The sequence below is a fragment of the Geminocystis sp. NIES-3708 genome (assembly GCF_001548095.1).
Lineage (GTDB): Bacteria > Cyanobacteriota > Cyanobacteriia > Cyanobacteriales > Cyanobacteriaceae > Geminocystis.
Genome location: NZ_AP014815.1, coordinates 3,867,798 through 3,883,409, shown reverse-complemented (window position 1 = coordinate 3,883,409; position 15,612 = coordinate 3,867,798). Strand labels below are relative to the sequence as shown.

The following is a 15,612-nucleotide window of genomic DNA, read 5'->3' as shown; positions in this document are numbered from 1 at the left end:
AGAATTATTAGTTATATTAGTAAATGTGCGATTGAGCCAATTGACTCAGTCTAACACACCACGAACCTCGACAATTTAATAGTTTGAAAGCCATTTTCAAATATAACATACACCCTTGTTAAAGAACTTTAAATTAACAAAGCAAGTATTAAATTACTAACAAAAAGAGCAATCAAAAAGCTCGTTGAGAGAACTAAGTAACTTAGGTGAAAAGGAATCTACAATGGAGAGTTTGATCCTGGCTCAGGATGAACGCTGGCGGTATGCTTAACACATGCAAGTCGAACGGTCACTTAGGTGATAGTGGCGGACGGGTGAGGAACACGTGAGAATCTGCCTTGAGGTCGGGGACAACAGTTGGAAACGACTGCTAATACCGGATGAGCTGAGAAGTAAAAGATTTATCGCCTGAAGAGGAGCTCGCGTCTGATTAGCTAGATGGTAGTGTAATGGACTACCATGGCGACGATCAGTAGCTGGTCTGAGAGGATGAGCAGCCACACTGGGACTGAGACACGGCCCAGACTCCTACGGGAGGCAGCAGTGGGGAATTTTCCGCAATGGGCGAAAGCCTGACGGAGCAATACCGCGTGAGGGAGGAAGGCTCTTGGGTTGTAAACCTCAAAACTTAGGGAAGAAGAAAGTGACGGTACCTAATATAAGCATCGGCTAACTCCGTGCCAGCAGCCGCGGTAATACGGAGGATGCAAGCGTTATCCGGAATCATTGGGCGTAAAGCGTCCGTAGGTGGCATTTCAAGTCTGCTGTCAAAGACCGAAGCTCAACTTCGGGTAGGCGGTGGAAACTGAAAAGCTAGAGTATAGTAGGGGTAGAGGGAATTCCTAGTGTAGCGGTGAAATGCGTAGAGATTAGGAAGAACACCAGTGGCGAAGGCGCTCTACTGGGCATATACTGACACTGAGGGACGAAAGCTAGGGTAGCGAAAGGGATTAGATACCCCTGTAGTCCTAGCGGTAAACGATGGATACTAGGTGTTGTCTGTATCGACCCAGACAGTGCCGAAGCAAACGCGTTAAGTATCCCGCCTGGGGAGTACGCACGCAAGTGTGAAACTCAAAGGAATTGACGGGGACCCGCACAAGCGGTGGAGTATGTGGTTTAATTCGATGCAACGCGAAGAACCTTACCAAGGCTTGACATCCTGCGAATCTTTTGGAAACGAAAGAGTGCCTTAGGGAACGCAGAGACAGGTGGTGCATGGCTGTCGTCAGCTCGTGTCGTGAGATGTTGGGTTAAGTCCCGCAACGAGCGCAACCCTCGTCCTTAGTTGCCAGCATTAAGTTGGGGACTCTAGGGAGACCGCCGGGGAGAACTCGGAGGAAGGTGGGGATGACGTCAAGTCAGCATGCCCCTTACGTCTTGGGCTACACACGTACTACAATGGTTGAGACAAAGGGAAGCGAAGCTGCGAAGTGGAGCGAATCCCAGCAAACTCAGCCCCAGTTCAGATTGCAGGCTGAAACTCGCCTGCATGAAGGAGGAATCGCTAGTAATCGCAGGTCAGCATACTGCGGTGAATCCGTTCCCGGGTCTTGTACACACCGCCCGTCACACCATGGAAGTTGGTCACGCCCGAAGTCGTTACTCCAACCTGTAAAGGAGGAGGATGCCGAAGGTGGGACTAGTGACTGGGGTGAAGTCGTAACAAGGTAGCCGTACCGGAAGGTGTGGCTGGATCACCTCCTTAAAGGGAGACTTCGAATAGAAGTCAGCAAGAGTGAGAAAAAGGCATTCAAACTATTAAGAATAGGTTCACGGGCTATTAGCTCAGGTGGTTAGAGCGCACCCCTGATAAGGGTGAGGTCCCTGGTTCAAGTCCAGGATGGCCCACTTCTTTTGGGAGAAGAAGTAAATTTTTCCAAGAGAGAAAAAAGATTGGGGGTATAGCTCAGTTGGTAGAGCGCCTGCTTTGCAAGCAGGATGTCAGCGGTTCGAGTCCGCTTATCTCCAGGGAACAAATTAGCACCAAAAAATGGATGCTGAACCGTTGTTCAGTAAGAACCTTGAAAACTGCATAGAAAAAGTAAGTAGAAAAAGCTGTAAAATGACAGACAGGTCAAGCAATCAAGGGCTGATGGTGGATACCTAGGCACACGAAGGCGAAGAAGGACGTAGCAACCTACGAAAAGTCTCGGGGAGTCGGAAGCAGACTATGAGCCGAGAGTGTCCGAATGGGGCAACCCTAAAAACACACTACTATTAGTAGTGATGAGCGAACCTGGTGAACTGAAACATCTTAGTAGCCAGAGGAAGAGAAAACAAAAGTGATTCCCCTAGTAGCGGCGAGCGAAGCGGGAACAGCCTAAACCAGTGTTTACGAAGACTGGGGTAGTGGGACATCGAGATGGAAAGAAGAGGTTAAACGAACTAGCTGAAAACTAGACCAGAGAAGGTAAAAGTCCTGTAATTGAAAACCAAATTAATCCTAGGTGAATCCCGAGTAGCACGAGATAAGTGGAATCTAGTGTGAATCAGCCACGACCACGTGGTAAGGCTAAATACAAAGTGTGACCGATAGAGAAAAGTACCGCGAGGGAAAGGTGAAAAGAACCCCGGGAGGGGAGTGAAATAGAACATGAAACCATCAGCTTACAAGCAATGGGAGTCCGATTAAACGGATGACCGTGTGCCTGTTGAAGAATGAGCCGGCGACTTACAGGCAGTGGCAGGTTAAATCGAAAAGATGAAGCCAAAGGGAAACCGAGTCCGAAAAGGGCGTTAGTCACTGTTTGTAGACCCGAACCCGGGTGATCTAACCATGGCCAGGATGAAGCTTCGGTAACACGAAGTGGAGGTCCGAACCGACCAATGTTGAAAAATTGGCGGAGGAGCTGTGGTTAGGGGTGAAATGCCAATCGAACCCGGAGCTAGCTGGTTCTCCCCGAAATGTGTTGAGGCGCAGCGGTGTATCAGGAAATGGGGGGTAAAGCACTGTTTCGTTGCGGGCTGCGAGAGCGGTACCAAGATGAGACAAACTCAGAATACCCATAACTATAGCACTAGTGAGACGGTGGGGGATAAGCTTCATCGTCAAGAGGGAAACAGCCCAGACCATCAGCTAAGGTCCCAAAGTATTAACTAAGTGAGAAAGGAGGTGGGAGTGCTTAGACAACCAGGAGGTTTGCCTAGAAGCAGCAATCCTTGAAAGAGTGCGTAATAGCTCACTGGTCAAGCGCTCCTGCGCCGAAAATGAACGGGGCTAAGTTAATCACCGAAGCTATGGACTCAATGGAAACATTAAGTGGTAGGGGAGCGTTCTATATAGGGTGAAGCATTAGCGGCAAGCAGATGTGGACAGTATAGAAGTGAGAATGTCGGCTTAAGTAGCGAAAATTAAGGTGAGAATCCTTAACCCCGAAAGCCCAAGGGTTTCTCCAGAAGGCTCGTCCGTGGAGAGTTAGCCCGGACCTAAGGCGAAGCGAAAAGCGTAGTCGATGGCAAGCAGGTGAATATTCCTGCGTGGCTTTATGGGAGTCATCATCGGGACCCGTGAAAACTAAACACACCCTGAGTGGATTGGGAGCAGTTTACTGCGCGTGTAGAAAGATAGCGGCAAGAAAAGCGATGATGATGTTGAAAATAAAGTCCCGGTACCCGAAACCGACACAGGTGGGCAAGTAGAGAATACTAAGGGGAGCGAGAGAACTCTCTCTAAGGAACTCGGCAAAATGACTCCGTAACTTCGGGAGAAGGAGTGCCAACGGAAACGTTGGTTGCAGTGAAAAGGCCCAGGCGACTGTTTAGCAAAAACATAGGTCTCTGCAAACTCGAAAGAGGAAGTATAGGGGCTGACGCCTGCCCAGTGCCGGAAGGTTAAAGAAGTTGGTCAGGAGTAATCTGAAGCTAGCGACTGAAGCCCCGGTGAACGGCGGCCGTAACTATAACGGTCCTAAGGTAGCGAAATTCCTTGTCGGGTAAGTTCCGACCCGCACGAAAGGCGTAACGATCTGGGCACTGTCTCGGAGAGAGACTCGGCGAAATAGGATTGTCTGTGAAGATACGGACTACCTGCACTTGGACAGAAAGACCCTATGAAGCTTTACTATAGCTTGGAATTGTGTTCGGGCTTGCTGTGCGCAGTATAGGTGGGAGGCGTTGAAGGTATCCTTGTGGGGATACTAGAGCCAACAGTGAGATACCACTCTCAGAAAGCTAGAATTCTAACGGTAAAACCGGAAAGTTTCAGGTGGGTAGTTTGACTGGGGCGGTCGCCTCCAAAAAAGTAACGGAGGCGTACAAAGGTTACCTCAGACTGGTTGGAAATCAGTCGAAGAGTGCAAAAGCAGAAGGTAGCTTGACTGCGAGACTGACAAGTCAAGCAGGGTGGAAACACGGTTTTAGTGATCCGACGGTGCTGTGTGGAAGGGCCGTCGCTCAACGGATAAAAGTTACTCTAGGGATAACAGGCTGATCTCCCCCAAGAGTTCACATCGACGGGGAGGTTTGGCACCTCGATGTCGGCTCATCGCAACCTGGGGCGGAAGTACGTCCCAAGGGTTGGGCTGTTCGCCCATTAAAGCGGTACGTGAGCTGGGTTCAGAACGTCGTGAGACAGTTCGGTCCATATCCGGTGCAGGCGTGAGAATATTGAGAGGAGCCTTCCTTAGTACGAGAGGACCGGGAAGGACGTACCGCTGGTGTACCAGTTATCGTGCCAACGGTAAACGCTGGGTAGCCAAGTACGGAGAGGATAACCGCTGAAAGCATCTAAGTGGGAAGCCCACCTCAAGATGAGTATTCTGGTGTAAGGTCACGGGAAGAACACCCGTTAATAGGCACGAGGTGGAAGTGCAGTAATGTATGGAGCCAAAGTGTACTAACAGACCGTCCGCTTGACCTAATCTTAAAATCTATTTACTATTTCATGCAGTCTTGAGGGTTATTTAACTTTCATAGTCTTAGCTGGTGTGTTTAGCATTGTGGAACCACTACGATCCATCTCGAACTCGTGGGTGAAACGCAATCGCGGCGACGATACTCTGGGGGTAGCCCCACGGGACAATAGTTCCATGCCAGCTTTAATTTTCTCACACTCTAAATAAGATACATATCAGAACTTAAAAGCACTCTACCAATACTTAGGGTGTTTTTTGTATATGCTTATAAATAATTTGAGAAAAAAATAATTTATCTATTCTTATAAAGCTTTTTCTTGAGAAGTAACCGATAAACTGTAAGACTGATTAAGTATTGTTAAATTAAAATCTATAATTAATCGTTGATAATTAGCAAAGAAAGTTAATTTACGATGAATTAAAGTGGTAATAATTTCAGTTAATTCATCTTGTAAATTAGGATCATCACCAATAATCTCTTTAGAAAAAAGTATCTCTACTATATCAGTTCTTTCTGACTCAGGATATAAAGAGGCATTCCAAGCAATTATGGCTAAAGTCAGTAACTTTTCTGTTTCTATAAAATTAGAAGTTAAATGTAAATAAGGTTTGATAAAATTTTCTATAACTTTTGACATTTGAAAATTTTTATCAGAGGTTACTCTTTTGATTTCTTTCAACACTCTTGACTTTTTACTCATTATATCGAATATTTAATCTTTGCTAATAAATGCTAAATTTTAACTTATTAATTTTAACGTAGTTAATTATTCAGTTTCTAATTATTAATTTATGAAGAGTATTTTAATGGTTCATGGCATCACAGATACAGGAAAAGTCTTTCAAACGATGGCAAATTTTTTACAAAATAGAGGCTATAAAATCTATACTATTGATTTAATTCCTAATATTGGAACTGGGGATTTAAAAGATTTAGCACAACAAGTAAAACAGTATATTGATAGTCAATTTGCTTTAGAAGAGAAAATAATTTTACTGGGTTTTAGTATGGGAGGATTAGTTACTCGCTACTATTTACAAAGATTAAATGGTATCGAAAAAGTTGAAAAATATATTAATATTTCTGCTCCTAATAATGGAACGAATTTAGGTTATGGTTTACCATTAAAAGGTATTGTGCAAATGCGTCCAAATAGTGAGTTTTTAAGAGATTTAAATAGTGATGTAAAAGAAACATTAGCAAAGATTAAGTGCTTAATTATGTGGACTCCTTTTGATGGGATGATTATTCCAGCTAATAGTTCACTTTTAGGTGTTGGAAAGGAAGTTAGATTACCTGTTTTAATTCATAAATGGATGTTAAGTGATAAAAGGGTTTTAGAAGAAATAAATTGTTTTTTAGAATAATTTTGATAGATATTTATTCTTCAGGTTTTTTGATGTAGATTACCTAAGGATATTATTAAGACATGATCTCTTAGAATTAATTTTCAATGATAATAAATTTTTTTAATTTTTGGAAACATTCTGAATAATCATCTAATGGTTGAAAATTATTTACGGAGGATTCTTCCATCATATTAAATTCTATTTTTTTGTGATCATATAAATTACTAAAAATATCTTTTAATTCTTCATAATCTTCTATACTACTACTTTTTTCTGGGTTAATTAATCGAGAAAATTCATAATTAAAACTTAAATTAATCACCCCCTTTTTTAACCAAATATTTAAAATTTGTTCTACGGAAATAGCTTTTAATCTACCTTGATAAATAGCTTCTATTACTGCTAACGGTATCCAATAATGTGGATAAATTTTCGTCCATTTTATAATTAATTCTTTAATGTTATAACCATGGAGTTCAAAGCCATAATATTTGATTAAAATAATAGTTTGAGAAATATAGTTTAAATTTTCATTCACTGTTTTTGAGTAACAAATACTGATAAAATTCATAGAATAGAAAATATAAAAAGAGTACTATAGCAGTCCTAAATCATTTGTGAATAATTAAAGATTTAAAAATACATCTATCTGTGAATCTTACTATATTTGAAAACAAACATTTCTAAAAATTTCACATAGTACAATGAGTCTTATATCTTCTGAGATCATGATAAAAGCAAATCATTAATCTTCCCACTATAAGGTATCATTTAACTTTGACGATAATTAGTTAATTATTACTAATTTTTATTTCTCGTTGTTAATTATCTCATGTCTCGACCTGTTTTATATTTAGCTATTACGAATCATGGATTTGGTCATGCAGTACGAATGGCAAGTATTGCATCACAAGTACAAAAATTAAATCCCAATATTTTATTAGTATTGGTGACGACTGCACCTAGATGGTTATTAGAATCGTATATTGATGGAGATTTTCTTTATCGTTACCGTGCTTTTGATGTGGGGGTAATTCAGTCGGATAGCTTAACGATGGATTTGGTGGCAACTAAAGAAAAAATGATAGAGTATCGTTTTCGAGAAATGGAAATTGTTAAAGGAGAAGTGGAATTTATTACGATGAATCAAGTTGGTTTAATTGTTGCTGATATTCCAGCAATGGCTGCCACCATAGGGGAAAAAGCTGGGATTCCTTGCTGGATGATGAGTAATTTTGGTTGGGATTTTATTTACCGTGCATGGGGGGGAGAATTCAATAGTATTGCCGATTGGTTGAGTAGTCGTTATCAATTATGTCAACGTCTCTTTCGTTTACCCTTGGCGGAGGAAATGAGAAGTTTTCCCGTTATCGAAGATGTGGGGTTAACAGGAGGTATTCCTCGTTATGATGAATCTCATTTGAGAGAAAAATTTAATTTGATGGTGGAAACAGAAAAAACTGTTTTGTTAACTTTTGGTGGTTTAGGAATAGAAGCAATTCCCTATGAAAATTTAAGTTGTTTTCCCGATTGGCAGTTTATTACTTTTGCTAAAAATGCACCTGATTTACCAAATTTAATTAAAATTAATGATAATCTCTATCGTCCAGTGGATTTGATGCCTTTATGTGGTAAAGTAGTATCGAAACCTGGTTTTAGTACCTTTGCGGAAAGTATGCGTTTAGATATTCCTTTGATTAGCTTGACAAGAAAAGGTTTTGCAGAAGCGGAAATTTTATTACAAGGTTTAAAAAATTATAGTTTTCATAATATTGTTAATTATCAAGATTTTTTTGAAGGTAATTGGGATTTTTTAAAAGCAGAACTATCTCCTCCTCAAAGTAATGATAAAATTTTGAAAAATGGCACAGAAACTATCGCTCAAGAAATTGTTAATTTTTTTTCTAATTCAATATTCTCAAAAAGTTGATAATTTGATTTATTATTTATCTTAATTACTGATTTATAATTACTAAATGGCTTTAATTATTGCAGGAGAAAAAACTGGAGTTGGCAAAACTACCATAACTTTAGCCTTATTATCATGGTTAAAAAATCAAGGAAAGTCTATTCAATCTTTTAAAGTCGGTCCAGATTATATTGACCCAATGTTTCATACTGCAATTACTGGTTTACCTTGTCGTAATCTTGATCCTATTTTAACTTCAGAAGACTATGTTAAATCTTCTTTTTTTCATCATAGTCAAAAAGCTGATATTAGTATTATTGAAGGGGTTATGGGCTTATATGATGGAGTACCCAATAATAATTCTTTTTGTTACGGAAGTACAGCACATATTGCTAAATTATTAAAAATTCCCGTAGTTTTAATCGTTGATTGTAGTAAATTAAGTACCTCTATTGCAGCGATAGTTTATGGATATGTTAATCTTGATCCAGAAATAAAGATTATAGGAATTATTCTAAATAAAGTCGGCAGTGAAAAACATTTATCTTTATTAAAAGAAGGATTAAAAAGATGTTCAATTTTGATTTTAGGTGTATGGTTTAGAGAGAAAAATATCGAGTTAGCTTCAAGACATTTAGGTTTAATTCCTACTGAAGAAATTAATACAAATCAAGAGATTTTCCGAGAATTAGCTGTGCTTGGAGAAAAAAATTTTAATTGGCATTTATTAATTCCTTATCTTGAAAATAAACAATCTAACAATAGTTATGATGCTTCTTATTATCAATACCATTTTACTGATAGGGAATATATAACTAAATCTAAAATTAAAATTGCTATTGCCAAGGATAAAGCATTTAATTTTTATTATCAAGATAACTTAGATATATTAGAAAAGTTAGGATGTGAATTAATATTTTTTAGCCCCATGAATGATAATAAAATTCCTGATAATATTCAAGGAATTTATTTAGGGGGAGGATTTCCCGAAGTTTTTGCAGATGAATTGGCAAAAAATAAAACTATGAAAAAATCTTTAAAAGAAGCAATCAATTCGGGAATATTTACTTATGCTGAGTGTGGAGGAATGATGTATTTATCAGAAAAGATTATTGATTTTGAAGAGCAATCATGGGAAATGGTAGGGGTTTTACCTAATATTGCTATCATGGATAAAAAATTAACTCTTGGTTATAGAGAAGGGAAAATTTTAATTAATCATAAACATTTTAATAAAAATATCATTTTAAGAGGTCATGAATTTCATCGAGCTAAGAATTATGACATTTCTTCTTCACCGATTTTAGAAATTAAAGATTATTACACTCAACAAATATTATCTTATCAAGGATGGCAAATTAAAAATATTTATGCGTCATATTTACATATTCATTTTGCTAATATTTTTGAAGAATTAAAATTAATTTTACAATGAGATTTAATGATAATTTTTTAAATATAGCTTTATTTATAGTTAGTTAAAATAACACTGAGACAGTTAGAAAAATTATGTAAGGTGGGTATTGTTTACCAATCAAGATTTTTGAAAATTTTTAATATTATTAAACTGTTTCATTCTTATTTTTAATGACTATATAAGTATTTCCCGTAACTCCTATCTCGCCAAAAAAACTTTTTTATCACATCTTCATTATCCATTGTTCAAAATCATTAACACTCATAGGTTTAGCATATAAATATCCTTGTCCATAATTACAGTTTAAATCAATTAATATTTGTTTTTGTTGTTCTGTTTCAATCCCTTCACAAACCACTTCTAAATCTAAATTGTGACAAAGATTAATAATTCCCTGCAAAAATTTGATATTTTTAGGATGAGTATTTAAAGGTTTTACAAAGGCTTTATCGATTTTGATTTGATTAACAGGAAAATTGCGCAGTCTAGCTAGAGAGGAGTAACCAGTGCCAAAATCATCGATGGCAATATTAACACCTAAATCTTTAATTTTTTGTAAAATATTAGCGATTTGAGAAGTATTTTGAGCAATTACAGTTTCTGTGACTTCTATGCGTAAATTAGTAGGGGATAATTTAGTTTTTTCAAGGGTATCAACTATTTGAGTCAATAAATTTCCTGTTTCAAATTGTTTTCCTGCTATATTTACATTGACAGTAATATTAGGATGAAGCAGTTTTTTTTGATACCACTGATGAAGTTGATAACAAGCCGTTTTTAATACCCAATTTCCTAAATCGACAATTAATCTACTTTCTTGAGCAAGGGGTAAAAATTTACTAGGGGATAAAAAACCTAATTCAGGATGAAACCAACGAACTAAAGATTCTATACTATATAACTTACCCGTTTTTAAATCAATTATAGGTTGATAAAAAAGAGTTAATTTTCCTTCTTCAATAGCCCTTTTTAATTGATTTTCTAATTTTAGTTTTTTGATGAAATTATCATACATTTCTCTCCCAAAAATCTGATAATTACTTTTATCTTTATTTTTCACCTGATACATGGCAATATCAGCATCCCGAAATAAATCGGAAGCGGTAACATAGGAATTATTTCCAGCTAAATGATTACTTATAACAATACCAATACTTGCACTGGTAAAAAACTCTTGATTATAAACATAAAAAGGAAAATTAATAGCATTTTGAATTTTTTGTGCCACAGTGATAGAATCTTCCACCGTTTCAATAGTAGTCAATAAAATCGCAAATTCATCTCCTCCAAGTCTAGCCACTACGTCTTTTTCTGTGACACATTTACGTAAATGATTTGCTATATTAATTAAAAATTGATCTCCTACTAAATGTCCTAAACTATCATTAATAGTTTTAAAGTTGTCAATATCGATTAATAATAATGCAAACACATAATCAGGATTTTGTTCTATTTTTTTTAATAATTTTTCTAAAAATCCCATAAAATAAGCACGATTCCATAATTTCGTAAGAAAATCAGTATTAGCCGCTTCTATTAACTTATTTTCCATTTCCTTACGACGAGTGATATTTTGATTTACTGTAATCAGATATTTAAGATTTTGTTGATTATCTTTAATCACAGTAATAGCAGTTTCAAACCATTTTGTTTTACCGTTTTTATCAATACAGCGTTTTTCTAAAGGTAAAGGGGGAAAAATTGTTGAATTTAAAACTTCATTAACATATTGCCAAGAAGACTCAATATCTTCAGGGTGAGTTATATCAAAGCAAGTTTTTGTCAGTAATTCTTTTTCGGTATATCCCAATAAATGACAAAGAGTTGAATTAACAATTTTAAATTTATAATCCGAAGTAGAAACGGAAATACCAACTCCTACTTGATTGAAAATACCACTCAATAATTCTTCTCTTTGTTGAATTTTTAATGCCATTTCTTCCAATACTTTTGCCAAAATTATTCTTTCATCATCAAAAAAAGAAAAGCTCAATTTTTCCCGTAAAGAAATATCTAAATTATAATTACCTTCTCCTACTTCTTGAGCGTAATTTTGTAATGCTTTAAAACGTCTAGTTAATAAAGTTGATAATCCATATATTAAACCTAATAAAAGAGGATAAGATAAACCAAAACTAATCAGAATTTGTTGTTTAATTTCTTTTTGTATTTCCTGTATTTCTTCTACTTCCATATCTGCACCAATACCTCCAACAATATTACCGAATTTGTCCCTAATTGGTGCATAAAAAGTAATCCATTTTCCCCATTTATCTTCATAAAAATCTCTAAATTCTACTGTACCTTTTGTTAGAGTATTCATATGATATTCTGTAGCAATAGATGACTCTAAAAAATAACTACTTTTACTAGAATCAATATTCATCCACACATCTACTAAATAAACAATCTTTTTTTCTTTATCAGAATAATTTTGACTGGAATTATCTCTAACAAAAGAATATAAAAAAACTTGAGGATTAATTTCGTGTCTTTCCTCAAGCCAACGTAATTGATTTTGAAAACGAGGATCATCTGATCTACCCTGAAGATTAGGTTTTCCATCTTGATATAAGCCCATTAATTCTTCAACATCAATTTGTTTAGCTGATGCGACGGCAACTCTTTTTAAGTTTTCCTTTAGCCTTTTATTAACGTTAGCAGTGGTAAAGGAATAAAACCACAAAGAGATACCACTAAAAAAAAGAGTAAAAGTAACAGTGAAGCCGAATAAAATTTTTGTACGAAGACTAACAAATTTTGTCATAATAAGTAGTTATCACCTGAGTTCGATATAAGTTTGTTGACGAAGATGAAACTAAGAGACTAGAACAATAGAAGATTAGAAGAATAGGAGACTAGAACAGAATTGACTTTAAATTTATTAAAATTAGTTTTCGATAATAGGTAATGATAATAATAATTAATGATTTTTAAATAAGAATTGATTTTAAATTTCTTTTTTATTAATAACTTTTTATGATTAAATTAAAAGTTCCATTTTTGCTCTTTAATAATATTCATATTCTCGCTGATAAACATTAATTTAATCTCCGTAATTTTACGTAAATTTAAAGTAACAAGAGAAAATTTATGGATTTTTTGTCCTTCCATTTCCTGAATTCGAGGAGTGACTGCGGCATTCAAATAAATAGTATTAAAACTATCTTGATTAATTATAGTTCTTAGTCTTTCTTTTGTATGCCTAAGACTATGATGCATATGTCCAAAAGTGACAAGGGGAATTTTTTTTCCAAAATTTTGAGTAAATGTTATGGCTTCTTGAAAATCGGGATCACCAAAATCACCACCAATAGGATTCCAGTCTTTACCGCAAGTATCTTCAGGATTTGCACCTAAACCAAAAGGACCATTATGACCGATAAAAATGATATGTTCATAGGAAGTTTTTTTCACCGCCTCAATGATTTTTTCTGTAGATTCCTGAAAGTTATTAACATCGTAACGTTGCTGATAAAACTCATCACATTTCCATTTTGAGCCACCCCAACTAAAAGGACGACTACCCACCACCGAAATTTGCAAATCAGGAAAATCAAGACTACCATAACCGACATGATTAGAACCTAAAATATCTAATTGTTGCTGTACTCGATCTTCAAGGTTATGATCATAAGGACACTTTTTTCTGCCCCATCTTGTTGCGGTAAACCATGCGTCATGATTGCCCATAATTAAGGCTTTGGGAATATCAACCTTTGCTATTTGTTGAATAATATTAAGTGATTCATTACCGAAATCTCCCACAAATAAGACTAAATCCACCCCTAAAAATTTTAAGATTTCTTGATCATATTCGTTCCAATGTTCGTGAACATCGCCAATTACTGCAATTTTAATGGTTGTTTTAGTCATGAAAATATGAGCTTAATAAATAGTTACATTTTCTTATATTGTTACCTAAAATAAAACAAAGTAAAAGGTAATTTTATCTTGATAAAAAAATACCTTAATATGCTAATATACTGAACTAATAATAAAAAATATTTAAAAAAAAATAAGTTATGAATGAAAATCTACCCATAGTTTATATATCTATTTTATTGGGTTTATTAGCCATAGTTGCTATTATATTAATTAGACAAATTATCAAAACTAGGAAAATAGAGAATCGTTTTTCTAAACTTCAAGATAAGCTGCAAAATCAAAAAGGTACTGCTCAAGAATATTATGAATTAGCCGTTATTTATTTAGATAAAAAACTTTTTGTGCAAGGTGTACAATTATTGCAAAGAGCCATAAAATTAGAAGGTCAATTAGAGCCAGAAAATCGAGCGTTAATTTATAACGCCCTAGGTTTTGCTTACTTTTCCCAAGAACAATATGACATTGCTATTCGTCACTATAAAGAAGCCATTAAACTTTATCCTGAATATACTATTGCTCTCAATAATTTAGGCAATGTTTATGAAAAAAAATTATTAGTTTCTCAAGCCTTAGATTGTTATAAACAAACTTTAGCATCAGAACCTAATAATGCGATCGCCCAAAAACGTGTGCAATCTTTAGAAAAACGCCTAGTCATCAATTAATAATAAACCATCAATTTTCAGGTTACATGGCATTAGGGGAAGAAAATTTTGATTACAGTTTCTCACATCAAATGAAAATTAACTATTGCTGATGCCCTATTGCCTACCTTCATTATTGATGCTTTTTTTCAGCAAATTCGTAATACAATATTCTATCCTAATTAAATAATTCCTTCAAATTCTAATTCTTCAATCATTTGTAGTCCACGAGGATCACCTAATTTTAATAATGCAGTTTTAGCGTCTTCTTTTACCCCTAAATCTTCATCTTCCACTAAGGCTTCAATTAAGGCATCAATGGCAGTAGCATAGACTACGTTATAGGGCAATTCTCGACACAGTTTTCCTATGGTCCATGCAGAATTACTACGTACTGCTGCGATGTTGTCTTGTCTTAGGGAAATAATAACTATTGGTAGAGCTGTTATCGTATCATCGTAATTTAATTTAGCAATATTCGCAATGCTACTAGAAGCCCACAATTTTACTGCACCAATATCATTTTTTAGAGCTTTGAGAAGGGGTTGAAATGCTCGGCGATCGCCACTATTTCCTAAAGCCCAAACCACACCTTTACGGACATAACCATTGAAATCGTGAGCGAGGGTGTTAATTAAAGGCTCAACAGCAGTTACACTGGTATTCCGCCCCAAGGCATAGGCAGCACTTACCCGAATCAAAGGGCAGTTACTGGTTAATTGTTGTATTAAAAGAGGAATAGCACGGGCATCGGTAATTTCACAAAAAGCTCTGACAGCTTGAATTAACTCCTGTTTATTTTTACTATGAAGCAACTGTAACATTACTTCAGGATCAGGAGCGGGAGTTGTTTCTTCCTCAATCAGGTCTAAAGGATCAACAGAAGAATCAAAATCAAGAGCGGTTTGACTTAAACTTGGATCATTCATATAAAATAATGATACATTGACAATTAACAAATAACAATTAACAGTTAATAATTTTTAGGATGAGATTGTCTGCCGTTGATTATTTAACAATAAAATGGTTAATTTTGAAATAAAATCGGAGTTCAGAGAATGGCACTGTGCGATCGCATTAGGTAGTAATTTGGGAGATAGTTTAAGCATTCTCAATCAAGCTATCAACAAGATTGCCCATGTAGCAGAAATTGACCTTATTTCTCGCTCTACATGGCATAAAACTAAACCTATAGGACCACCTCAACCTGATTACTTAAACGGTTGTATCACTATTAAAACTAGCCTTTTACCCGAAGAGTTATTAAAGTGTTTAATGGATATTGAAGAACAATTTGGACGGGAAAGGAAGGAAAGATGGGGAGCGAGGACTTTAGACTTAGATATAATTCTCTATGATAATCAAATAATCCATAGCTTTTTCCTAAAAATACCTCACCCAAGAATGAGAGAAAGACTTTTTGTGTTGATGCCTTTAACAGAAATTGCTTCTGGTTGGGTTGATCCTGTGACAAAATTAACAATTAGTCAACTGTTAGATTCTTGTCTGAAGGAAAGCATGTAAGTTGTATGCTATTATTTGTTGTTA

Annotated in this window: 10 protein-coding genes, 2 tRNA genes and 3 rRNA genes; 10 read left to right on the top strand and 5 right to left on the bottom strand. The window is 35.8% G+C overall.

Annotated features, from left to right (window positions below; genetic code table 11):
• Positions 1-220 precede the first annotated feature (220 nt).
• The 5 genes from GM3708_RS17025 to rrf all read left to right on the top strand — a co-directional run bounded on the left by GM3708_RS17025 (position 221) and on the right by rrf (position 5,039).
• A 16S ribosomal RNA gene (locus tag GM3708_RS17025) occupies positions 221-1,708 on the top strand.
• A gap of 69 nt (positions 1,709-1,777) precedes the next feature.
• A tRNA-Ile gene (locus tag GM3708_RS17020) sits at positions 1,778-1,851 on the top strand.
• 47 nt (positions 1,852-1,898) lie between these two features.
• A tRNA-Ala gene (locus tag GM3708_RS17015) sits at positions 1,899-1,971 on the top strand.
• A gap of 104 nt (positions 1,972-2,075) precedes the next feature.
• Positions 2,076-4,861: ribosomal RNA gene (locus GM3708_RS17010) — 23S ribosomal RNA — on the top strand.
• A 61-nt stretch (positions 4,862-4,922) separates the two neighbouring features.
• Positions 4,923-5,039: ribosomal RNA gene (gene rrf / locus GM3708_RS17005) — 5S ribosomal RNA — on the top strand.
• Together the 16S, 23S and 5S rRNA genes with 2 tRNA genes alongside form the textbook arrangement of a ribosomal RNA operon.
• Positions 5,040-5,158: 119 nt before the next feature.
• Here the strand turns inward: rrf and GM3708_RS17000 are convergent.
• Complete coding sequence (locus tag GM3708_RS17000) at positions 5,159-5,557, bottom strand: hypothetical protein (protein WP_066349275.1); 399 nt, start codon at positions 5,555-5,557, stop codon at positions 5,159-5,161.
• Between the two features lie 91 nt (positions 5,558-5,648).
• Between GM3708_RS17000 and GM3708_RS16995 the strand changes: the two genes are divergently transcribed.
• Positions 5,649-6,224: a triacylglycerol lipase gene (locus tag GM3708_RS16995; RefSeq protein ID WP_066349274.1), complete on the top strand. Its 576-nt coding sequence runs from the start codon at positions 5,649-5,651 to the stop codon at positions 6,222-6,224.
• Positions 6,225-6,300: 76 nt separating this feature from the next.
• Here GM3708_RS16995 and GM3708_RS16990 read toward each other — a convergent pair whose 3' ends face one another.
• Complete coding sequence (locus tag GM3708_RS16990; protein ID WP_066349273.1) at positions 6,301-6,744, bottom strand: hypothetical protein; 444 nt, start codon at positions 6,742-6,744, stop codon at positions 6,301-6,303.
• A 294-nt stretch (positions 6,745-7,038) separates the two neighbouring features.
• Between GM3708_RS16990 and GM3708_RS16985 the strand changes: the two genes are divergently transcribed.
• Entirely contained in the window at positions 7,039-8,136 is a 1,098-nt protein-coding gene (locus GM3708_RS16985) for a glycosyl transferase (RefSeq protein ID WP_066349271.1), read from the top strand.
• Positions 8,137-8,182: 46 nt separating this feature from the next.
• Positions 8,183-9,550 carry a cobyrinate a,c-diamide synthase gene (locus GM3708_RS16980; RefSeq protein WP_066349270.1) on the top strand — a complete coding sequence of 456 codons (1,368 nt, stop codon included), beginning with the start codon at positions 8,183-8,185 and terminating at the stop codon, positions 9,548-9,550.
• Between the two features lie 205 nt (positions 9,551-9,755).
• Here the strand turns inward: GM3708_RS16980 and GM3708_RS16975 are convergent, their stop codons facing one another.
• Both GM3708_RS16975 and GM3708_RS16970 read right to left on the bottom strand, forming a co-directional pair.
• A complete protein-coding gene (locus tag GM3708_RS16975) occupies positions 9,756-12,299 on the bottom strand; it encodes an EAL domain-containing protein (protein WP_066349269.1) in 2,544 nt (847 codons plus the stop codon).
• A 221-nt stretch (positions 12,300-12,520) separates the two neighbouring features.
• Complete coding sequence (locus GM3708_RS16970; protein ID WP_066349268.1) at positions 12,521-13,408, bottom strand: TIGR04168 family protein; 888 nt, start codon at positions 13,406-13,408, stop codon at positions 12,521-12,523.
• A 149-nt stretch (positions 13,409-13,557) separates the two neighbouring features.
• On the opposite strand from GM3708_RS16970, the gene GM3708_RS16965 reads away from it, so the two are divergent.
• Positions 13,558-14,085: a tetratricopeptide repeat protein gene (locus GM3708_RS16965; protein ID WP_066349267.1), complete on the top strand. Its 528-nt coding sequence runs from the start codon at positions 13,558-13,560 to the stop codon at positions 14,083-14,085.
• A gap of 161 nt (positions 14,086-14,246) precedes the next feature.
• Here the strand turns inward: GM3708_RS16965 and GM3708_RS16960 are convergent, their stop codons facing one another.
• On the bottom strand, positions 14,247-14,993 hold the full coding sequence (locus GM3708_RS16960; protein ID WP_066349266.1) for a HEAT repeat domain-containing protein: 747 nt from the start codon (positions 14,991-14,993) through the stop codon (positions 14,247-14,249).
• Positions 14,994-15,087: 94 nt separating this feature from the next.
• On the opposite strand from GM3708_RS16960, the gene folK reads away from it, so the two are divergent.
• Complete coding sequence (gene folK, locus GM3708_RS16955; RefSeq protein ID WP_066349264.1) at positions 15,088-15,588, top strand: 2-amino-4-hydroxy-6-hydroxymethyldihydropteridine diphosphokinase; 501 nt, start codon at positions 15,088-15,090, stop codon at positions 15,586-15,588.
• Positions 15,589-15,612: the final 24 nt, after the last annotated feature.

Bases quoted from the DNA above. Each gene is read 5' to 3' on its own strand.
- GM3708_RS17000 (WP_066349275.1), bottom strand. From the start codon at position 5,557: ATGAGTAAAAAGTCAAGAGTGTTGAAAGAAATCAAAAGAGTAACCTCT.
- GM3708_RS16995 (WP_066349274.1), top strand. From the start codon at position 5,649: ATGAAGAGTATTTTAATGGTTCATGGCATCACAGATACAGGAAAAGTC.
- GM3708_RS16985 (WP_066349271.1), top strand. From the start codon at position 7,039: ATGTCTCGACCTGTTTTATATTTAGCTATTACGAATCATGGATTTGGT.
- GM3708_RS16980 (WP_066349270.1), top strand. From the start codon at position 8,183: ATGGCTTTAATTATTGCAGGAGAAAAAACTGGAGTTGGCAAAACTACC.
- GM3708_RS16975 (WP_066349269.1), bottom strand. From the start codon at position 12,299: ATGACAAAATTTGTTAGTCTTCGTACAAAAATTTTATTCGGCTTCACT.
- GM3708_RS16970 (WP_066349268.1), bottom strand. From the start codon at position 13,408: ATGACTAAAACAACCATTAAAATTGCAGTAATTGGCGATGTTCACGAA.
- GM3708_RS16965 (WP_066349267.1), top strand. From the start codon at position 13,558: ATGAATGAAAATCTACCCATAGTTTATATATCTATTTTATTGGGTTTA.
- GM3708_RS16960 (WP_066349266.1), bottom strand. From the start codon at position 14,993: ATGAATGATCCAAGTTTAAGTCAAACCGCTCTTGATTTTGATTCTTCT.
- folK (WP_066349264.1), top strand. From the start codon at position 15,088: ATGGTTAATTTTGAAATAAAATCGGAGTTCAGAGAATGGCACTGTGCG.